General features: G+C 74.0%; 16 protein-coding genes. 6 read left to right on the top strand and 10 right to left on the bottom strand.

Translation table 11 applies throughout. The features are described 5' to 3' along the window. Positions 1-225: 225 nt before the first annotated feature. Genes EHS43_RS13680 through EHS43_RS13670 form a run of 3 tightly spaced genes read right to left on the bottom strand, consistent with a single transcriptional unit; the run spans position 226 to position 4,079 of the window. Positions 226-621, bottom strand: coding sequence for a DUF742 domain-containing protein (locus EHS43_RS13680; protein ID WP_125191037.1), 396 nt, complete (start codon positions 619-621; stop codon positions 226-228). A gap of 9 nt (positions 622-630) precedes the next feature. Next, complete coding sequence (locus EHS43_RS13675; protein ID WP_037714711.1) at positions 631-1,053, bottom strand: roadblock/LC7 domain-containing protein; 423 nt, start codon at positions 1,051-1,053, stop codon at positions 631-633. Next, a complete protein-coding gene (locus tag EHS43_RS13670; RefSeq protein ID WP_125191036.1) occupies positions 1,050-4,079 on the bottom strand; it encodes a nitrate- and nitrite sensing domain-containing protein in 3,030 nt (1,009 codons plus the stop codon). Before EHS43_RS13670 ends, EHS43_RS13675 begins: the two co-directional genes overlap by 4 nt. Before the next feature lie 431 nt (positions 4,080-4,510). Between EHS43_RS13670 and EHS43_RS13665 the strand changes: the two genes are divergently transcribed. After that, positions 4,511-5,050: a hypothetical protein gene (locus tag EHS43_RS13665; protein WP_125191038.1), complete on the top strand. Its 540-nt coding sequence runs from the start codon at positions 4,511-4,513 to the stop codon at positions 5,048-5,050. Between the two features lie 155 nt (positions 5,051-5,205). Here the strand turns inward: EHS43_RS13665 and EHS43_RS13660 are convergent, their stop codons facing one another. The 4 genes from EHS43_RS13660 to EHS43_RS13645 form a co-directional block, all read right to left on the bottom strand. Beyond that, positions 5,206-9,885, bottom strand: a complete 4,680-nt coding sequence (locus EHS43_RS13660) for a hypothetical protein (RefSeq protein WP_125191035.1) — start codon at positions 9,883-9,885, stop codon at positions 5,206-5,208. Between the two features lie 37 nt (positions 9,886-9,922). Next, positions 9,923-10,801, bottom strand: a complete 879-nt coding sequence (locus EHS43_RS13655) for a hypothetical protein (protein WP_125191034.1) — start codon at positions 10,799-10,801, stop codon at positions 9,923-9,925. A gap of 31 nt (positions 10,802-10,832) precedes the next feature. Then, entirely contained in the window at positions 10,833-12,362 is a 1,530-nt protein-coding gene (locus EHS43_RS13650; protein ID WP_125191033.1) for a hypothetical protein, read from the bottom strand. A 132-nt stretch (positions 12,363-12,494) separates the two neighbouring features. Next, positions 12,495-13,190 carry a GntR family transcriptional regulator gene (locus tag EHS43_RS13645; RefSeq protein WP_125191032.1) on the bottom strand — a complete coding sequence of 232 codons (696 nt, stop codon included), beginning with the start codon at positions 13,188-13,190 and terminating at the stop codon, positions 12,495-12,497. 130 nt (positions 13,191-13,320) lie between these two features. On the opposite strand from EHS43_RS13645, the gene EHS43_RS13640 reads away from it, so the two are divergent. The 5 genes from EHS43_RS13640 to EHS43_RS13620 are packed head-to-tail and all read left to right on the top strand — an operon-like array spanning position 13,321 to position 17,724. Next, positions 13,321-14,616 carry an MFS transporter gene (locus EHS43_RS13640; RefSeq protein WP_125191031.1) on the top strand — a complete coding sequence of 432 codons (1,296 nt, stop codon included), beginning with the start codon at positions 13,321-13,323 and terminating at the stop codon, positions 14,614-14,616. Beyond that, entirely contained in the window at positions 14,613-15,434 is an 822-nt protein-coding gene (locus EHS43_RS13635) for a putative hydro-lyase (RefSeq protein ID WP_125191030.1), read from the top strand. Before EHS43_RS13640 ends, EHS43_RS13635 begins: the two co-directional genes overlap by 4 nt. A gap of 48 nt (positions 15,435-15,482) precedes the next feature. Beyond that, on the top strand, positions 15,483-16,241 hold the full coding sequence (locus EHS43_RS13630) for a LamB/YcsF family protein (RefSeq protein WP_125191029.1): 759 nt from the start codon (positions 15,483-15,485) through the stop codon (positions 16,239-16,241). Then, positions 16,238-16,849, top strand: a complete 612-nt coding sequence (locus EHS43_RS13625) for an allophanate hydrolase subunit 1 (RefSeq protein ID WP_125191028.1) — start codon at positions 16,238-16,240, stop codon at positions 16,847-16,849. The genes EHS43_RS13630 and EHS43_RS13625 overlap by 4 nt, the downstream gene beginning before the upstream one ends. Continuing rightward, positions 16,846-17,724 carry a biotin-dependent carboxyltransferase family protein gene (locus EHS43_RS13620; RefSeq protein ID WP_125191027.1) on the top strand — a complete coding sequence of 293 codons (879 nt, stop codon included), beginning with the start codon at positions 16,846-16,848 and terminating at the stop codon, positions 17,722-17,724. Before EHS43_RS13625 ends, EHS43_RS13620 begins: the two co-directional genes overlap by 4 nt. Positions 17,725-17,806: 82 nt before the next feature. Here EHS43_RS13620 and EHS43_RS13615 read toward each other — a convergent pair whose 3' ends face one another. The 3 genes from EHS43_RS13615 to EHS43_RS13605 all read right to left on the bottom strand — a co-directional run. Continuing rightward, entirely contained in the window at positions 17,807-18,655 is an 849-nt protein-coding gene (locus tag EHS43_RS13615; RefSeq protein WP_125191026.1) for an SGNH/GDSL hydrolase family protein, read from the bottom strand. 13 nt (positions 18,656-18,668) lie between these two features. Then, positions 18,669-19,832 (bottom strand): glycosyltransferase, encoded by a 1,164-nt coding sequence (locus tag EHS43_RS13610; protein WP_125191025.1) that lies wholly within the window; start codon positions 19,830-19,832, stop codon positions 18,669-18,671. Continuing rightward, the coding region (locus EHS43_RS13605; protein WP_148104042.1) for a glycosyltransferase at positions 19,829-20,735 on the bottom strand (907 nt) is incomplete at its 5' end. The genes EHS43_RS13605 and EHS43_RS13610, both read right to left, overlap by 4 nt.

Here is a 20,735-nt window from a genome sequence, read left to right as displayed (position 1 = left end):
GGCCGGCGGCAGGGCGCAGCGGGACGAGGTCGCCGAGGGTGCCGGTCGACCCGGGACTGCCGGCCTGTCGTCACGTCCGTCTCTCCGATCGCGCTGCTCGCCACCGCGGCCGCGGGCCGGTGGTCTGCCGTCCGCGGGCGGTCGTCGACGATCAGTCAGATCATATCCGGGGTCCGGCGACCCGGCCGCCGACCGGTCGGGGCCTCCGCGCCCCGACACGGCCGGTCACAGGGCCCGGAGGCCGTTGATCACGTCCCGCAGGATGCTTTCGTCCGGGAGCTCGGCGGGCGGCACCGGCCGGTTCACATGGACCCACTCCGAGGCCACCAGGTCGCCCACGAGGACCCGTACGACCCCGATCGGCAGGTCGAGTTCGGAGGACAGCTCGGCGACCGACTGCGGGGTCTCCCGGCACAGGTCGACGATGTCCACGTGCTCGGGGGACAGCGAGTGGTCCCCCTCGGGGTCGTCCGTGTGGGGTTCGGCCACGACGACCGCGATCAGGTCGAGACGGTGCTGACCGGCACTCGTGGTGCGGCCACGCGTCATGGCGTACGGACGGACCACCGGTCCGGCCTCGTCGTCGAACCAGTGGCTTCTTCCCTGACCGTCTGTGCTCATGCCATCTCACTACCCGCCCTGGGGCAGATCGGTGCGTGGCGCGGCGCCGAGATGCACACCGACCCGCTTGACCAGGAGCGTCATCTCGTAGGCGACGAGACCCACGTCCGAGTCCGCGTCGGAGAGGACCGCGAGGCAGCTGCCGTCGCCCGCCGCCGTCACGAACAGGAACGCGTCGTCCAGTTCCACGACGGTCTGCCGGACGCTGCCCGCCTCGAAGTGCCGGCCCACGCCCTTGGCCAGGCTGTGGAACCCGGACGCCACGGCGGCGAGGTGCTCGCTGTCCTCACGGGTCAGATCCTGGGACACGCCGGTCGGGAGGCCGTCACTGGAGAGCACCAGGGCCTTGCGGATGCTCGCGACGCGCTCCACCAGGTCGTCGAGGAGCCAGTTCAGCTCGCCGGACTTGTCGGTCGCCTTCGGTGCGGTCATCGACCGTCCCCCTTAGTCGTTCGTTGTGGTGCTGTGCCGCCGGACGGGTCGTCGCCCCCGGCGTTCTCCTCACGGCCGCGCTGCCAGCCCCGCTGGAGCGAGGCCATACGGCTGCGTACCTCGTCGGCGTCCCGCTCGGCGGGCTCCGCCCGGTTCTGGGGGCGCCGATCCGGAGCCTGCTTGAGCTGCGGGGCCAGGTTGGCCTGGCGGACCCGGCGGGGCAGCGGGGCGGACCCGGAGGCCGTGCCCTCGGTCCCGCGGCCGGCCCCGAGGGGTGGCCTGGCCGAGCCGGAAGTCCCGGTGGCGTCCCGGGCGGGCTCGCCCCAGCCGGGCCGTACGACACCGCCCGGGGCGGGGTCGCTCACACCGGGCCTGCCGAGGGCGTCCGCGCTCGCACCGGGCACGCCGAGATCGGACGTACCCGCTCCGGACCCGCCGGTGGCACCGGTGGCCGAGTCGTCCGCGGCCGGGCCGCTCGACGGGATGTCGGCACGCCGGGTACGCCGGGGCAGGACGGGCGCTCCGGGGGCCCCGCCGAGCTCACGGCCCTGGAAAGCCGGGGACGCCGGTGACCCGGTCAACTCGTCCACACGGTCCGCCACGTCGGTGCTCCTGCGCAGGGCGGCGGCACGGCGGCGGCTCGGCAGCGTCGGAGGCTCGGAACGCCCGGACCCGGGTCCCACCGGGTGGGAGGTCTGCGACCGGGGGGCGCCGTGGCCGATCGCCGGTGGCTCGTCCGTCTCCTCGCGTCCCGTCCGCTCGTCGCCGACCGGGCGTCCGTGGGAGCTGACCAGCTTGGGCGTGCGGCGGCGGGACAGGGACACCGGGGCGTCCGGACCGTCCTCGCCGACGGCCGTCCCGTCGGTGCCGGGGGCTTCGTCGTCGACCTGGGCCAGCGAGCGGCGCGGCCGGAACAGTCCGCCTCGCTCGCCGTCCTCGGAGTCGAGCACGCCCGGGAGGTCGTTCAGGGTGTCCAGGTCGACCGGAGCCTCCAGTTCGACCGGGCCGTCCAGGATCGCGGGCGGCAACGGGGCCGGTCCCCGGGTGAGCGAGACGCGCTGCGCCTCCTCCAGTTCGGCCTCCTTCGACGGCCGGGGCCGGTCGAGGCGGAAGCCGATGCCGTTGGTGTCCGGGACGTCGTCCGTCAGCAGCGCGTCCGGGATGAAGACGACCGCCGTCGTGCCGCCGTACGGCGAGGGCTGCAGCGAGACCCGGACGTTCTGCCGCTGGGCGAGCCGGCTGACCACGAACAGACCGAGCCGGTCGGTGTCGGACAGCTCGAACTCGGGTGTCTCGGCGAGCCGGAGGTTGGCGTCCAGCAACGCGTCGGCGGCCATGCCGAGTCCGCGGTCGTGGATCTCCAGGGTGAAGCCGTTGGCGACCCGCTCGCCCAGGACCTGGACGGCGGTGTGCGGCGGGGAGAACACCGTGGCGTTCTCCAGGAGTTCGGCCACGAGATGGGTGAGGTCGGCGACGGCCGGGCCGGTCACGGCCACCCTGGGCAGCCTGCGGACCTCGATGCGCTCGTAGTCCTCGACCTCGGCGACGGCGGCGCGCACGACGTCCATGAGCTGGACGGGTTTGCGCCACTGCCGGGACGGGGCCGCGCCGGAGAGGATCACCAGGCCCTCGGCGTGCCGGCGCATACGGGTCGTGAGGTGGTCGAGGCGGAACAGGTCGGCGAGTTCGTCGGTGTCCTCGGTACGCCGCTCCATGGTGTCGAGCAGGGTGAGCTGCTTGTGCAGCAGTACCTGGCTGCGACGGGCGAGGTTGACGAACACCTCGGAGACCCCGGCGCGCAACTCGGCCTGCTTGACGGCGGCTTCGACGGCGGCGCGCTGGAGGGTGTTGAGGGCCTGGCCGACCTCGCCCATCTCGTTCTTGTCGTACTCCAGGCGCGGGACCTCGGTCTCGATGTCGACCTGTTCGCCCACGGACAGGCGGCGCATCACGCTGGGCAGCCGTACGCCGGAGGCCTCGTGGGCCTCCAGACGCAGTTGCCGCAGGTCGCGGATGAGGCCCCGGCCGACGCGCACGGAGAGGACGAGCGAGAAGAGCAGGGCGATCAGGCCGAGGACGCCGACGGCGGCCGCCTTGATGATCACGGCCATCGCGTCCGGCCGGACACGGTCCTGGAGGCGGTCGCCGGCCTGGTCGTCCAGCTTGGCGAGTTCGTCGAGCGCGTTGCCCGCGGCGGCGTCCCAGCTCTTGGCGCTGACACCGCCCGTCGTGCCGGGGTCCGCGGTGGAGACGGACTGCTCGGCGGAGCGCAGCGGGGCGGTACCCGCGTTCTTCCAGAAGCGCTCGTAGCGCTCGCGCTCGGTGCCCGGCAGCACGTCCAGGCTGATGTCGTACATCAGGTTCCGCTGGGACACCAGGTCGGAGACGTCGCGGATCTCGTCGCGGGTGAGCTTGCCCACCACCAGGGCGGAACCGAGCAGGGCGTCCTCACGGGAGAGGAGTTCGCGGGCCCGGGTGAGGTTGACCAACGCCCGTGCCTGCTTGTCCAGTTCGACGTTGTCGATGCCGTCGAGAGTGGCGAGGAGGGCGTAGGCCGGGTCGACCAGGCGGTTGTACTGTTCGAAGGCCTGGAGCCTGGAGAGGGTGCCGTCCTCGACGCTGCGGCGCAGCGAGTCGATGCCGTCGAACGCGTCCAGGGCGGCGGTGAGTCGCTCGTCGTCGTCCTGGTCCATGCCGTCACGGACATCGGGATCGCTGGAGTTGCGGCGGAACTTGGCGATGGCGTCGTCGGAGGCACTCCGCGTGCTGCGGAGCGCGGACAGGGCGTCCGAGGCGCGCGGATCGGCCAGGTAGACGAGCGTCTGGCGGCGTTCCTGCTGGAGCACACGCACGGTGTCCTCGATGGGATAACCGAGCTTCTCCGTGACGGTGGACACCTCGAAGAGCCGGGCGACCTCGCGTCCCGTCAGCACCGTGGCGAAGCCCCACACCGCGACCAGGGACACCAGCGGCACGAGAAGCAGCGCCACGATCTTCCGGCGGATGGACTTCCCGCGAAAGCGCATGGCCTCCCCCAGCTCGACCCCCGCCGGGCAGGGGTACACATGTACGTCAACAAACGGCGCGAGCCTACTACCGACGCACACGTAACTCGAAGTTGCGTCCGGAATCCGAACCTCCGCGCCCGTGGCGCGACATGGGGAGGTGTCCTCCCATTACGGCAGATTGCCTCCTGCCACCAGGTGGCTCGGCTCGGATCGCAACCGATCGGCCCGGGCTGGGGGTTGGCTGGATTTTTTCGTTTCTTTGACGTCGTGGGGGAATCTTGAAGGGGTCTTGTTCGTCCTTCTCTTCGGGAAATGGCGGTGGATTCGGCCACAGGAGCCGCATCTGCAACTGGGCGGCGTAAAGCAGCGCAAGCCGGGCAGCCACCTTGGAAGCCCGGTCCACTGACACCGGGACCAGGGATCTGCCGGCGGTGGGGAGTGACACGGTGATGGGCACGGCGGAACGGCAGGGGGCGCCGGGAATCGGCGCGGAGACAGCGGGTCCGGCGACGCACCGGCGCCATGGGGCGCGGGGTCACGGCATACCCGCGGAGCCGGACGTGCCGGGCGGGCGCGCAGCGGCCCGGGAGGAGCCGTACCGGCCATTGTGGGTCGAGGAACCCGCGCGCAGGCGCCGGCTGCCGGATCCGGTGCGCACCTCCGCGGTGCGGGCGGGGCTCATCATCGCGGTGACCCTGCTCCAGGCGATGGTGGCCTTCCTGTGCACCATGGCGGGTTCCTGGCTGGCGTTCCCCATGGTCCTCAGCAGCGTGGCCAGCACCGTGGTGGCCACCTGGGGTGCGCTGGACGTCTGGGTGACCCGCCAGGAGTGGAACCAGCGCCACGGCGTGGTGTCGACCCCGAGCAGCACGGCGCGCGCGCTGCGGCGTGAGCGCCGCAAGGCCCGGCGGCAGGCGCGTGTCACGGAGCGGGCCCAGGAGCGGATACGGCGTCAGGGCGGCGGCACGGGACAGCTCTCGCACCCCTGAGAACCGGATGACGTACGGCCACGGTGGGCGCGGGAGTGCCCGGCGGCTGCCCCGTGCGGAGCGCGGGCGGCCGCCGGGTCGTCACGGCTGATCGCACCCGCGCCGCGCGGCCACCCTCCGGAAGCGGCCACGCGCCGGAGTCAGCCCGGTGCCTCCTACGGGGTCACGGGCGCCGGACGCTTGAACATCCGGGTCGCCGTGATCTCGCTGTGGCCCACCTCGTCCGCCTGCGGCTGCTGCGGAAGACCCGGCCGCAGATGCTCCTCCACGCTGATGTACTTCAGGCCCGCCCTCAGGTCCGCGTCGTTGCGCAGACGGATGACCAGCGGGAACTCGGCGAGAGCCGTGGTGTCGAACAAGCCCGTGGTGTACAGGAGCTGCACGCCCAGCGCGTCCGAGACCGCCCGCTGGAGCTCCAGCAGATACGTCGCGTTGGCCCGCCCGATCGGGTTGTCCAGGAACAGCGTGCCGGCGTGCCGGTGCCGGTCCCGTCCCCGGTCGTTGGAGCGCAGGGCCGCCATCGTGCAGTACAGCGCGATGGCCGCCGTCAGCAGCTGGCCGCCGGAGAACACGTCGCCCATCTGCCCCACGGGCACCCGCTCGGCGCGCAGCACCGCGTCCGGCTTGAGGATCTCCACGGCCACGCCCTTCGGCTGGAGCGCCGCCGCGACTCCGCGCAGCAGCAGGGACATCCCGTCGCGCCGCAGGTCGGAGTTCTTTTTCACCGCGGCCCTGGTCGCCTCGTCGATGACCTCGCCGAGCCGCTCGGTCAGCGTCGCCTGGTCGGGCTCCTCGAAGCGGATCCGCAGGAACTCCTGACCGGACCACTCACCGAGCCCCTCGGGCAGCCGGGACAGCCGCTGGGCGGACCTGAGCGTGGCCAGCGCGGACTCCACGAGCCCGCGCAGCCGGTCCACGATCGAGTCCCGGTTCCGCTCCAGCTGCGCCAACTCGTCGGTCAGCACCCGCAGCCGGGGCGCGAAGGCGTCCGCCCACTTCTGCGCGTGCTCGGGCAGCGCTGACGCGGGCAGTTCCCGGATCTGCTGCCGCGCGGGGGTGCGGACCTGCTCGTAGCGCGTGGAGTTGGCGTGCCGGACCAGTACGTCACTGGCCTCGCGCACGGCGGACTCGGCGGCGGAGAGGTCGGCGGCACAGCCACGCAGCGAGCGGCGGGCCTCGGCGGCGGTCTGCCGGGCCTCCTCGGGGCTGCCCGGGTAGGGCTCCTGCTCGTCCTGCTCGTCCTCCACGGTGTGCTCGCGCAGCAGGTCGCGGAGCATCGCGGCGATCTCGTCGAAGCCGCCCGCCGCGTCCTCGGCGGCCCGGTGGGAGTCGAGCAGCTCCGCGTGCGCCTCCCTGGCCTGGGCCAACGCCTCGGTGCGGGAGGCGAGTTCGGCGGTGGCCGTGCGCAGCAGCGCCTGCGCGTGCTCGGCGTCGCGCGGCTCCAGCTCCGGTGACAGTTCGGTGTGCGCCCCGCCGTCCTCGGGCGCGTGCCGCTCGGCCTCGCCGCGCAACCGGCCGAGCTGCTCGCTCGCGGTCGACATACGGGTCTCCAGGAGCTGCACCAGCTCCTCCGCACGGGCTGCCGCGGCCTGCCGGGAGGGCCCGTCGGAGCCGTCGGGCGACTGGAGCAGCTGCTCCGCGCGGGTGCGGACCTTGTTGCTCAGCCGGTCCAGTTCGGCGAGGGCCGCGCTCTCGTCGCTCTCCGCCCGCGCCTGCTCGGCCCGCAGGTCGGCGCCGACGCCCACCTTCTCGTACAGCTGTGAGGCGGCCCGGTAGGCCTCGCGCAGGGCGGGCAGGGACGGCCTGGAGGGCTCCGGGGCACTGTCCGGTACGTCGTCGGGGGCGCCGGCGATCTCCGCGCGCTCGGCGCGCAGCGCACGCGCGGTGCGGCGGGCGTCGTCGGCGGCCCGCTGGGCCCCGCGCCGGTCCTCGTCGGCGGCCCGGGCCCGGTCCAGGCAGGTCTGGGCGCGGGCTTCCGACTCGGTGGCGTCGTCGGCCAGTTCGCGCAGCTTGGCCTGCCAGCCGGCCCGCTCGCGCAGCCGGTAGGCCAGGCCCGCGAGGGCGTCGGCGGCACGCCGGGCCTTCTGGGCGGCCTCCTGGCGCTCGTCGCGCGTCTGGGCGGCCTCCGCGGCGGCTTCGTCGGCCTCGGCCCGCACCGTGCGCGCCTCGGCCAGCTCGGCCTCCGCCTCCTCGGCGAACACGCGCGTGTCCCGGGCGGCCTGCGCGAGCTCGACGAGCCGGCCTGCCGGACAGCCGGTGCGCCAGGAGGCGAGCCGGGCGGCCAGTTCACGGTCCTTGCCGAGGCGGGCCGCGAGCGACCTGATCTCCTCGTCCCGCTCGCCGGCCCGCGCGCGCAGTGCCTGGCGTTCCTCGTCGGCGGCGTGTTCGTCGTGCATGGCCGGGTTCGGCGGCACGAGGAAGACGTCGGTGCTCTCGGAGTCGGTGGCCGGGGTGGGCGCCAGCAGGGCGGCGGCCGTGCCGACGGCGACGGCGGAGCGCGGGAGCAAGGCCGCGTCGTGCAGGGCCGCACGGGCACGCGTGTGGGTGTCGGGGTCGGTGATGATCACGCCGTCGACGAGTTCCGGCCGGGCGGCCAGCACGCGCGCGTGGTCGGTGGGGTCGACCGCCTGGGCGAGGTAGCGCCAGCCGGGCAGGGCGGGGATGCCGTTCTCGCCGAGGAACTCGACCGTGGCCAGGACGTCCGGCCCCGGTGGCAGGAGTCCGCCGTCACCGAGGGCGCCGAGGATCCGGGAGTCGTCGGCGGCGGCCGTGCGCAGTTCGAAGAGCTGGCGTTCGGCCGAGGAGACGGAGTCGTCGAGCAGCTCGCGCAGTTCGTCGGCGAAGCGGTCGAGGTCCTCGGGGGTGAGACCGGCGTCAGTGCCGGCACCCGTGGCGCCGGGGTGCGGGTCGGCGCCCTCGTGCCCGGCGGAGCCGCCCCCTCTCGCGCCGCCCTCGGCTCCCGCGCGCGGTCCCGGCACGGCGGCGGAGGTCCCGGAGAGGCTGAGCAGCTCCGCGAGCCGCTCCTCCCCCGCCAGCCCCTCCGCCAGGCGCCGCTCGGCCTCGTAGGACCGCGCCGCCGCCGTGGCCGCGTCCTCGGCGCGGGCGGCCGTGAGCTCGGCGCGGGATTCGGCCGCGGCCGCCTCGCGCGCGTGCTCGGCGGCCCGGTTCGACGCCTCGCGGGCGGCGTCCCAGGCGGCGACGGCCGTCTTCTCGGCGTCGCTCGCGGCGAGGGCCGCGCGGGCCGGGTCGGCGTCCGGTGCGCTGTCGTCGAGCCAGCCCGCGCGGACCGCCTCGGCGGTCTCCTGCTCGACCTCGCTCAACCGCTGGCGCAGATGCCCGATCTCACTGCGGGCGCGCTGTGCCTCGGTGGCGGCGGAGGTGGAGTCCCGGTACGCGGACTCGCCGACCTCCTGGAGGGCGGCGGACCGCTCCTCCTCCTCGTTGGCGAGGGTCTCGGCGCCCTCGGCGGCCGCGTGCAGGGCCCGTACGAGATCGGCGGCGGCCCTGGCGCGGGCGGCGAGCGCGGGGGCCGCGTCCCGCTCGGCCTCCTGGATGGCGGCGGCCACGCGCGCGACCCGGTCGGCGGCGGCACGGTGCCGCAGGACGGCCTCGGCGGCCTGCCAGGCGGAGTGCAGCGTGCGTGCCTCGGCGAGCTCGCGCTTCTGGGCCGCGGCCGACTTCTCGGCGGCGGCGAGCGCCAGGGAGGCGTGCCGGTAGGCGAGTTCGGCGGCGATCAGCGCACTGCGCTCCCGGCCCCCCTCGGCATGGGTGACGGCGTACGCGGCCGCGGTGACCCGCTGGGCCAGGTCCGCGGCCCGCACCCGCTCCTGGACGCCCCGCGCGGACAGCCGGCGGGCCAGCGTCCGGGTCCGGCGCTCTGCGCCGGCGTGGATGTCACGCGCGCGGGAGCGTGCCTCGGCGGCCTCGACGATCCGGCCGAGCAGGTCCACGGAGCCCGCGGTGAAGTCCCGTTCGGCGATGAGCTCGGCGCGGCGCCCGAGCTTGTTGCCGAACCCGCTGACCAGGTCGGCGAGTCCGTCGGTGTCGCGGGTGTCGGTCACGGCACGCAGCAGCAGGTCGGTGAAGTCGGAGTCCTTCTTCACCGCGAACAGGCCGGCGGCCTCGCCCTCGTCGGCGTTCATCTCCCGCTGGTAGCGGAAGAGTTCGGGGTCGAGGCCGAGATCGCCGAGGTGCTCGATCCACCGGTCGTGGATCTCCTCCCAGTGCACCTCCAGATGCGGGTACGCCTTGCCCGCCTCGGTGAGGGCGTCCCGGAAGCCCTTCATGGTGCGGCGGCGGCCCTGCGCGGCCGACTGCCCCTCGGCGGGCGGCCGTACGGCGGTGGACTCGGCGACGGGCAGGTTGTCGAGACTGAGTCCGGGGCCGGGCCGGAAGGAGTACCAGGCCTCGGCGAACTTCCGCGGGTCGTTGGAGACCTGGCGCCCCCGCCACTCGCTGACCTTGCCGACGACGACGCACTCGCCGGTCAGGGTGTGCTGCCACTCCAGGGCCACGTGCCCGCAGTCGTCCGCCAGCAGGAACTTGCGCAGCACACCGGAGCTCGCGCCGCCGAGGGTGTTGCGGTGGCCGGGCAGCATCACCGAGAAGATCAGCTTGAGCAGCACCGACTTCCCGCCGCCGTTCTCCAGGAAGAGCACGCCGGCGGGCGCGGGGCGGCGCGGCGGGCCTACGGGCTCCTCCTCGAAGAACTCCGCCTGGGTGGGCGCGGGGTCGGGCACTTCCGCGCCGACACCGCGCAGGTCAAGCACGGTGTCGGCGTAGCGCGCACCGGCGGGACCGATGGAGTAGAGGCGGACCCGGGACAGCTCGTACATGGCGGACTCTCGTAAGTCTTCGGCAGGTCGGGGAGGTTCAGGAGTGGAACGGCAGGCCGGCGTCGGCCACCAGCTCCAGGTCGTCGCCGTTCTCGGCGGGCAGCAGGGTCGGTGTGCCGTCGGTGACCGGGACGATCCCCAGCTCCAGGAGTTCGGCCATGGCGGCGCTTCCGGCCATGTCCCGCACCTGGAGCTGGTAGCGGGCCGTGGTCCGGTAGGTGCCGCCGTTGTCGTCCCCGGTGCGCTGCAGGAAGCCGGAGTCGGTGAGGAAGGCGGTGGCCTTGCCGACGATGCCGGTCGTGGACCCGGCGAGCCGGCGGGCGTCCTTGGTCGCGCCGGCCGCGCTGCGTCTGGCCCAGATCCGCCAGGCCGCTTCGAGCCCCGGCGCGTCCGTGGCCGGGTCGGTGTTCTCGCCGACCTCCTCGGCCCGCTCCTCCAGCCGCCGGCAGGCCTGGCGTACGAAGGCGTCGACGCCGTTGACCGAGACGCGCCCGATGTACCCGTCGTCGGCGAGGTCCTCGGGCCGCGGGAAGGCCATGGCGGCCACGGCGAGGTGGGCGAGGCCGTGCAGGAACCGGTCACCGCCGTCGGCGGAGGTACGCCGCGCGTAGTCGCCCATGCGGACGGCGAACACGGAGTCCTCGGCGGCGGTCACGGCCATCCCCGCGCGCGGGGACACCTCCAGTACGACCAGTCCGAGCCCGGCGGCGACGGCGTCGGCGAGCCGCGCGAACGGCGGGTCCTCCCGGTAGCGCCGCAGCAGCTCGGCGTACTCCTGGTCCCGCGCGGGCTGCAGCTTGGGCTGCAGCCCGAAGGCGACGAGCCGAGCGGCGTCGGCGGCGTCGGCGGGGGTGACGGCGGCGGGCGCCGACGGGGTCGCCACCTCCGGGTCGCTCCACTCGACATGCTCACTCACGGCTGGGGCTCCTTGTCACGCTCGCGCTCACTCATGCTGCTTCCGTCCGGTCCGCCGCCATCCCCGCCGCGTCCAGCAGGGCGGTGCCGACGATGAGGTCGGCGCCGCCGAAGTCCGGGTCGTCCAGCTCGGTGCCGTCGTCCACCGCGAAGAGCAGCTTCTCCTCGCCCTGGCGGTAGGCGGTGCCGACGGCGGGGCTGGCCGCGTGGATCGCCAGCAGGGCGACCAGGTAGGCGAGATCGAACCCGCCGGTCCCGCGGGCCTCAGCGAGCAGTCCCGAGAGCCGCCGCGGCGCGTCCGCCGGCAGGTCCAGGAGTTCCTTCGCCGCGGCCAGCTGCTCCTCGCTGAACCGGCTGTCGTCCGGGGTGGCGACGAGGTCCGGTTCCGGCATCTCCGCGCCCAGGTGCTCGCGCTCCGCGGGCGGCGTCAGCAGTATGTCGACCAGGTCGCCGACCCGGACCGACACCGGTGTGCGCAGCCCGGTCCCGCGCGCGAAGAACGCGTCGGTGACGCGCGTGGCCTGCTCCAGCGGCAGGGGCAGCACCGGCGCGAACAGCTGGCCGTACAGGTCCGTCCCCGACGTCGTCATGGGGGTGGCGAAGGCCTGCCGGTCCTGCTCGGCGCGGAAGAGCGGTCCCGCCTCCAGGAGCCGGGACTGGAGCTGGGTGTGGCGCCGGATGCAGTCCTTGACGATGTCGACGAGCTCGGCGGCGCGGCGCTTCTGCTCGGGGTCCTCGGACTCGTCCCGCGCCTTGCGGATGTTGGTCAGGATCGCGTTCTCGTGGCGGTAGCGGTCGGCGACGTGGTCCAGCGCCTCGGCGATCATGTCGGGCACGGCGTTGAGCCAGTCGACGGCCCGGACATTGCGGCGGGTGGCGTCCAGTGCCCTGCGCAGGGTCTCGGAGTACTGCACGGTCCGGTACCTGGCCTGTTCCGCGGCGAGCTGGGCGTCGGCGAGGCGGCCGCGGCTGATCAGCACCTCCAGCTTGACCTCGGCGGCGATCTGGGCGCTGGTGACGTCGGTGTCGAGGGCGCCGACGAGGACGTTGACCGCCTCGTCGGTGGTCCGCAGATACACCGAGCCGCCGGGGCCCGGCACCTCCTCGATCAGCTTGAAGTCGTAGTCCCGCCGGACATAGGTCCCGTCCGGTGCGAACGTGCCGTAGACCGCGCGGAACCCGCGGTCGACGCTGCCGACGTTGATGAGGTTCTCCAGGACCCAGCGGGCCACGCGCTCGTGCTCGGCGACGGGCCGCTGCGGGGCCTGGGCGGCGATGCGCGGGATGAGGCGGGCGACGATCTGGTCGTGGTCGGCGCCGGTGTCGAAGTCCATGTTCAGGGTGACCAGGTCGATGGCGGACAGGGCCACCTCCGCCATGCCGTACACCGAGTACTCGCCCGCGAGGTTGGCCTTGCGGGCGTCGAGGTCGTGCAGCGGCGCGGTGCAAGCGAGCGCGCGCAGCCGACGCGCCAGTCCCTCGTCGGCGGCCGGGCCCGGTGCGGGGCGCGGCCCCGCGCTGAACTGGGGCGGAACGCTGTCCGTCGTCGCAGGCGAAGTCACGGTGCACAGACTAGGTCCTAGGTCTGACAACTCCCCAAACGGCGCGGATCGCCTCCGGCGGTGGGGCGGGCGACCACCGGCTGTCCCGCGTGCGCGGGCCGGTGGGGGCCGGTCGCGCAGTTCCCCGCGCCCCTAAGCGTCCTCGCCCACCCTTCGCCTGTACACCTCGACCACGCGCCGCAGGGAGTCGGCCAGGTAGACGGAGAGCAGGCGTTCCGCCTCCCCGCGGTCGCCCGTCTGGAGAGCCCCGAGGATCTGCTGGTTGCGGGCCAGGTACGGCTCGTGCAGGGCCTTGGGGTCGTCGACGACGTGGAAGGCGAGGCGGAGTTCGGCGAAGACGCTGCGCATCAGTTCGTCGGTGCGGTCGCTGCCCGCGAGGGCGACCAGTTCGCGGTGGAAGTGGATGTTGGCCGTGCCCAGCGCTTTCCAGTCGCCTTCGCGCACCGCCCGCTGCCCCTCCACGACCGCCTCGGCGAGGGCGTCCAGGGCGTACGGCGGATCGCCCAGGCCGCGGACCACGGCGCACTCCACGAGCGCGCGGGTGCGGTAGATGTCCTCCACGTCCTCGACCGCCAGGACGCGCACGAAGACTCCGCGGTTGAGCTCGTGGACCAGCAGCCGCTCATGGGTGAGCAGCCGGAACGCCTCGCGCAAGGTGTTGCGGGAGACCCCCAGTGCCCCTCCGATGCTGTCCTCCGACAGCCGTGTGCCCGGCGGGAAGTAGCCCTCGGCGATGCGGCTCCTGAGGATGTCCGAGACCCGCTCGGCCGTGCTGGTGCGGCCCAGGAGGGCACGGTCGTCGGCCAGTCCGCTCAGCTGCTCTGCCATGCCCGGAATTCAACCGCAGTCACGAGAACGAAACAACACGGGTATTGAAGGATCGTTGAACGATCCTCTACGGTGCTTCACACCGCACGGTTCAGCTCCGCGACCTCCGTCCTCCCTCTGCGAGGTGTCCATGAGCACGACCCCGCCCCCTCAGGCCCTGACCGATCACCCGACAGCCCCCGAAGACCGCGACGGCGGAGGGGCGTTGGGCTGGTTCCGCGCTCTCGGCCCACGCGGTCGCCGCGCCTTCGCCGGCGCGTTCGGCGGTTACGCCCTGGACTCCTACGACTACTTCACGCTCCCGCTGAGCATGGTCGCGCTGGCCGCCTACTTCGGGCTGGACAGCGGTCAGACCGGCCTCTTCACCACCGTCACCCTGCTGGCCTCCGGCATCGGCGGCGCCCTGGCGGGGGTACTGGCGGACCGGGCCGGCCGGGTCCGGGCGCTGATGATCACGGTGGTCACCTACGCGGTCTTCACCGTGGCCTGCGGCTTCGCCCCGAACTTCGAGTCGCTGCTGGTCTTCCGCGCCCTCCAGGGACTCGGCTTCGGAGGTGAGTGGGCGGTCGGCGCGATCCTGGTCGCCGAGTACGCGAGCGCGAAGCACCGGGGACGCACCCTGGGCGCGATCCAGAGCTCCTGGGCCGTCGGCTGGGCCCTGGCCGCGATCGTGTACACGCTGGTCTTCTCGGTCTTCGACCCGGACACGGCCTGGCGCGTGATGTTCTGGACGGGCGCGCTGCCCGCACTGCTGGTCGTCTGGATGCGGCGCACGGTCCAGGACGCCCCCGAGGCGATCGCGGTACGCGAGAAGAGCGCCGGAAAGGGCTCGTTCACGGCGATCTTCAAGCCGGACCTGCTGCGTACGACGATCTTCGCGGGGCTGCTGTCCACCGGCGTCCAGGGCGGCTACTACACGCTCGCCACGTGGGTGCCGACGTACCTCAAGAGCGACCGCGGTCTGTCGGTCGTCGGCACCGGCGGCTATCTGACCTTCCTCATCTCCGGCGCCTTCCTCGGCTATCTGACCGGCGGCTACCTCACCGACCGCCTGGGCCGGCGCCGCAACATCTGGCTCTTCGCCCTGCTGTCGGCCGTCTGCATCGTGGCCTACGGCAACATCCCGAGCGGAGCCGACACCTGGCTCCTGGTCCTCGGGTTCCCGCTCGGGTTCTGCATGTCGGCGATCTTCAGCGGCTTCGGTTCCTACCTGAGCGAGCTGTACCCGACGGCGGTACGCGGCTCGGGGCAGGGCTTCACCTACAACGCGGGCCGCGCGGTCGGCGCGGTCTTCCCGACCACCGTCGGCTTCCTGGCCGACAGCTGGGGCGTGGGCGGGGCACTCGTCTTCGGTGCCCTCGGCTACGGCATCGCCGCACTCGCCCTGCTCGGGCTGCCGGAGACCCGCGGGAAGGAGCTCACGTGAACCGCACGGAGGACCGCCCCCTGACCCTCGTCGACGAGCACGCGCACGCGTGGAGCCCGGCCCAGGCGCGCACCCGCTTCCGCGCGGGCCTGACCGGCCCCACCGCCGGGGTCGCCGCGGGCCACACCCAGGTCAACCTGATCTCGGTGCCCGCCGACTGGGCGTACGACATGCTGCTGTTCTGCCAGCGCAACCCCAAGCCCTGCCCGGTCCTCGACGTCACCGACGCCGGCGACCCGACCACCGTTCTCGCGGAGGGCGCGGACCTGCGCACCGATCTCCCGCGCTACCGGGTGTGGGAGCACGGCCGGCTGGTGGACGAGCCGACGGACGTGCGCGCACACTGGCGTCAGGACCTCGTTTCGTTCCTGATCGGGTGCAGTTTCACCTTCGAGTGGGCACTTTCGGAGGCGGGCGTCCCGATCCGGCACATCGAGCAGGGCCGGAACGTTCCGATGTACGTGACCAGTCGACAGTGCCGTCCCGCGGGGCGGCTGCACGGACCCATGGTGGTGTCCATGCGCCCGGTGCCGCCGCAGCACCTGGCCGCTGCCCTCAGGGAGAGCAGCCTGCTCCCGGCCGTGCACGGCAGCCCGGTGCACTGCGGCGATCCCTCCGGACTCGGCATCGACGACCTGGGCCGCCCCGACTTCGGCGACCCGGTGGACGCCGAACCGGACGACATCCCGGTCTTCTGGGCCTGCGGAGTGACCCCGCAGGCCGCGGTGATGGCCTCGCGCCCGCCGTTCGCCATCACGCACGCACCGGGGCAGATGTTGCTCACGGACGCCCGGGACGAGCAGTACCGGGTGGCCTGAGACATGCCGAACCGCATCGAGCATCCTGAAAGGGGACACGGGACCGACATGATCTCGATCGATCTCAACGCCGACCTGGGTGAGGGCTTCGGCCGCTGGGAGCTCACCGACGACGAACAGCTGCTGTCCGTCGTCACCAGCGCCAACGTGGCCTGCGGGTTCCACGCCGGGGACGCGGTCACCATGCGACGCGTCTGCGAGCTCGCGGCCGCGCGCGGGGTCCGCATCGGCGCTCAGGTCTCCTACCAGGACCTCGCGGGGTTCGGGCGGCGCGCGATGGAGGTGCCCCCCGCCGAGCTGACGGCCGAGGTCGCCTACCAGATCGGCGCCCTGGAGGTCTTCGCCCGGGCGGCGGGCACGCGCGTGTCGTACGTCAAACCGCACGGCGCGCTGTACAACCGGGTCGTCCACGACGAGGAGCAGGCCGCGGCGGTCGTCGACGGCGTGCTCCTCGCCGACGCCACGCTGCCCGTGCTGGGGCTGCCCGGCTCCCGCCTCCTGGAGGCCACCGTGAAGGCCGGGCTGGAGGCCGTCACGGAGGCCTTCGCGGACCGCGCCTACACCGAGGAGGGCACCCTGGTGCCACGCGGCCTGGACGGTGCCGTGGTCACCGATCCCGAGGCGGTCATGGAACGCTCGCTGAGCCTGGCCCGGCATCGCGCGGTCACCGCCCACTCCGGTGTCCTCGTCGAGGTCGAGGCCCGCTCCCTGTGCCTGCACGGCGACACACCGGGCGCGGTCGAACTGGCCCGGAGGGTGAGAAAGCACCTCGTGGACTCGGGCGTCCGGGTGGAGGCCTTCGTATGAGAGCACTGCCCGTCGGAAACGGCGCCCTCCTCGTCGAGGTGTCCTCGGACGAGGAGGCCCAGGCCCTGCACGCCGAGCTGGTGCGCCGCCGCACGGAGGGCTCGCTGTCGGTCCGCGAGATCGTCCCCGCGGCCCGCACGGTCCTCCTCGACGGCCTCGCCGACCCGGTCCGCCTGGCCGCCCAGCTGACCGCCTCCGAGGTACCGCCCGCTCCCCCGCGCCCGCGTGAGGTCGTCGAACTCCCGGTGCGCTACGACGGACCGGACCTGGTCGACGTGGCCGCGCACTGGGGCGTCTCCCCCGAGGACGTGGCCCGCGTCCACGCCGGCACCGAGTTCACGGTGGCCTTCTGCGGATTCGCGCCCGGCTTCGGCTACCTCACCGGCCTGCCCGCCCGCTACGACGTGCCGCGCCGGGCCACCCCGCGCACGGCGGTCCCGCCCGGCTCGGTGGCGCTCGCGGGCCCGTACACCGGCGTCTACCCGCGCTCGTCGCCGGGCGGCTGGCAGCTCATCGGGACCACGGACGCCGTTCTGTGGGACCACGCGCGCGTACCGGCCGCACTGCTGTCGCCGGGCACGCGCGTGAGGTTCGTGGGGGCACCGTGACCGACCGCGCCCTCTCCGTCGTCCGGGCCGGAGCACTGACCACCGTCCAGGACCGGGGCCGCCCGGGCCACGCCCACCTCGGTGTCCCCCGCTCGGGCGCCCTGGACCGTCCGGCGGCCGAGCTCGCCAACCGCCTGGTCGGCAACCGCCCCGGGGCGGCCGTCCTGGAGACCACGCTCAACGGCTGTGCGGTACGCCCCCGTTCGACGGTCACCGTGGCGGTCACGGGCGCCCCCTGCCGGATCACGGTCGACGGCCGCGCGGCGGCCTGGGGCGCTCCGGTGCGCGTACCGGCCGGAGCCCTGCTCACCGTCGGAGCGGCCGTGTCGGGGCTGCGCAGTTATGTGGCCGTCTCCGGCGGGATCGCCGTGGAGCCGGTGCTCGGCAGCCGCTCCACGGACCTCCTGTCGGGTCTGGGCCCCACCCCCCTCACGGACGGCGCGGTCCTCCCCCTGGGCACGCCGACACCGCTCCACACGCGCGTGGACACCGCGCCACAGCCGGCGCCCCCCGCGGAACTCGTGCTGCGCGTCACTCTCGGCCCGCGAGCCGACTGGTTCACCCCGCATGCGGTAAGGGCTTTCACCTCGCACACCTTCCAGGTGTCCTCGGCGAGCAACCGCATCGGCCTGCGCACGGAAGGGCCGGCCCTGGAGCGGGCCCGGCCGGGTGAACTCCCCAGCGAGGGCATGGTCCTGGGGGCGGTCCAGGTCCCGCCGAACGGCAGGCCGGTGGTCTTCCTCGCCGACCACCCGACCACCGGCGGCTACCCGGTGATCGGAGTGGTCCACGAGAGCGACCTGCCGGCGGCGGCCCAGGCGGTACCGGGCATTCCGGTGCGCTTCGTGGAGGTACGGCGCCGGCCCGCCACCTAGGGACGCGGGGAACGGCTCGGCCGGCCACGCCCCACCGCCGCGCCCGCCCGAGCCGACAGCGATACCGGCACCGCCGACGCGCTCAAGCCGCTCCGGCCCGCTGCTCCCGCACGGACAGCGCCGCCAGAGCCGCGGACACCGCGTGAGCCGTCCGCAGATCGAGCCGCGCGCTGGTCCCGCGCGCGCGATGCCGCATCTCGTCCACCGCCAGCGTCACCAACTGCGGCAGCAGGTCGGTGCACCGCCGCATCACCCATCCCGTGCCCGCCGTGGCCAGCCACCGCAGACTCGCCGACTTCGTCGGCACGGGAGACTCCGGCTCGGCCGCGGGCGCGACCCCGGTCGCGAGACCGCGCTCCGCCAGCACCGCGTGGAACCGCACGGCCAGCTGACGATGCCCCCGCTCACCGGGATGCAGCCGATCCGCGCTCCACATCGCGGGCTCGGTGGTCCAGGACCCCTCGGCCGCGTGCAGATGCACCGCGCCGTACCGCTCGGACAGCGCGTGCACCACCGCGTTCACCGCCCGCTGCCGCCGGGCCAGCGGACGCGCCAGGGCGCCGGGCAGTCCGAGCATCGTGCCCGGGTCGGGCAGGCACGCCGTGAGCAGGACGGCGCCCTGCGAGGTGAACGCCGCGTACACCTCGTCGAGACGGGCGGCCACGGCATGGATGTCGAACGTGCAGCGCAGGGTGTCGTTGACCCCGACGACGACCGAGACGAGGTCCGGCCGCAACCCCAGCCCCACCGGCATCTGCCGCTCCAGCACATCGCGCGTCTGCGCCCCGCTCACCGCGAGCTTGGTGAACTCCACGGACTCGGCGAGCCCGTCGGCGAGCAGTTCGGCCCAGCCGCGCCATCCCCCGCCGACGGGATCGCCCACGCCCTCGGACAGGGAGTCGCCGAGGGCCACGAAGCGCACGGCCGTCATGACGCACCCCTGCTCATGCCACGCCCCCCGGCACGGAACGCCGTACGAGGACCTCCGCGTCATGCGCGGCGAGGAACGCCCGGACCGCGGTGTCCCACCCGAAGCACTCCGCACGCGCGCGTGCGATCTCGCGGCGCTCGGCCTCGGGCCGTGCGAGCAGCGTGTCCACGGCGTCCGCGAAGGCCTCTCCCCGGTCGGCGGCGACGGCTCCGGCCGATCCGATGACCTCCGGCAGCGCGGAGGAGGCACTCACCACGACCGGGGTTCCGCATGCCATGGCCTCCAGCGCGGCGAGCCCGAAGGTCTCGGCGGGCCCGGGGGCCAGGCTGACATCGGCGCTGGCCTGGAGGGCGCCCAGCAGCCCGCGGTCGGCGACGTGCCCGAGGAAGGTCACCGGCAGCCGCCGCTCCCGGGCCCGCTGTTCCAGGCGCGGCCGCAGCGGGCCGTCCCCCGCCACCACGAGCACCGCGCGCCGGCCCCGGCGCAGCAGGGACTCCACGGCGTCCAGGGCCGTGCTCGGCCGCTTCTCGACGGACAGCCTCGTGCAGGTCACGAGCAGCGTCTCGTCCTCGCGCGCGTACCGGGCCCGCAGTCCCGAGTCGCGCAGCCCCGGGCGCCGCTCGACCAGGTCGACGCCCAGCGGGGCCCGGACGACGTTGCGCGCGCCGATCCGCACGAACTCCCGCTCGGCGAACTCGGTGGTGCACACCACGCGCGCGTAGGTGTGCGCCGTACGGACGTTGAGGGCGTCGGCGGCACGCCGGGCCGCGCCCTCCGGCAGGCCCCAGGTGCGCAGCACGCCGTCGGCGGTCTCGTGGGAGACCATCACGGCGGGGACGCGGGCGCGCCGGGCCCATTTGCCGGTCCACCTGAGGGTCGTGCGGTCGCAGACCTCCAGGCGGTCGGGGGCGAGTTCCGCCAGGAGCCGGGCCACGCGCCGTTTGTCGGCCAGGACGCGGTATCCGCCGGTGCCGGGCAGCAGCGGGCCGGGCAGGGTGATGATCCGGCCCTGCTCGGTCAGGCGGTCGCTCGCACGGTCGCCGGGCACGATGAGCACGGGCTCGTGTCCGGCCGCCCGGTAGCCCTTGCCGAGCTCGCGCAGGGCGGTGCGCAGGCCGCCCGAGGCGGGAGCGACGAAGTTGGCGAGGCGGACGATCCGCAGCGACTGTCCGCTCATGCCGCCACCGCCGTCTTCCGGCCGCTGAGCACGGCGGCGTAGTGGCCGATCAGCTGGTCGCCGACGGCCGCCCAGGTGCGGCCCTCCACCAGGGCCCGCGCGGCGGCGCCGAACGAGGCCCGCATGCCGGGGTCGGCGGCCAGGGACCGTACGGCGTCCCGTACGGCGGCCGGGTCGCGCGGCGGGACGAGGAAACCTGTGCGCCCGTGGGCGACCAGGTCGAGCGGTCCGCCGGCGGCGGGCGCGACGACCGGCACGCCTGCGGCCATGGCCTCCTGCACGGTCTGGCAGAAGGTCTCGAAGGGGCCGGTGTGCGCGAAGACGTCGAAGGAGGCGAAGATCCTGGCCAGTTCGTCGCCCATGCGACGGCCCAGGAAGACCGCTCCGGGCAGCGCCTGTTCCAGGTGGGGCAGGCTCGGCCCGTCCCCGACCACCACGACCTTGACGCCCGCGAGGCGGCACACGTCGGCGAGGAGTTCGATGTGCTTCTCGGGGGCGAGCCGGCCGACATAGCCGACGATCATCTCCCCGTTCGGCGCGAGCTGCCGGCGCAGTGCCTCGTCGCGCAGGTCGGGGCGGAAGCGGCCGGTGTCCACGCCCCGCGGCCACAGCTTGACCCGGGGCACGCCGTGCGCCTCCAGGTCGCGCAGGGAGGCGCTGGACGGGGCGAGGGTGAGGTCGGCGGCGGCGTGGACGGAGCGGATACGGCGCCAGGCGGCGGCTTCTCCCGCGTGCACGTAGGTGCGGGCGTATCCGGCGAGGTCGGTCTGGTAGACGGCCACGGCGGGGATGCCGAGCCGGGTGGCGGCGGCCATGCCGCGGACACCGAGGACGAAGGGGCTGGCCAGGTGGACGACGTCGGCACGGTGCTCGGCGATCGCCGCGGCCACGCGCCTGCTGGGG

Origin of the sequence: Streptomyces sp. RP5T (assembly GCF_003933965.1) — a bacterium.
Classification (GTDB): Bacteria; Actinomycetota; Actinomycetes; order Streptomycetales; family Streptomycetaceae; genus Streptomyces.
This window is presented reverse-complemented; position numbering and strand designations above follow the sequence as displayed.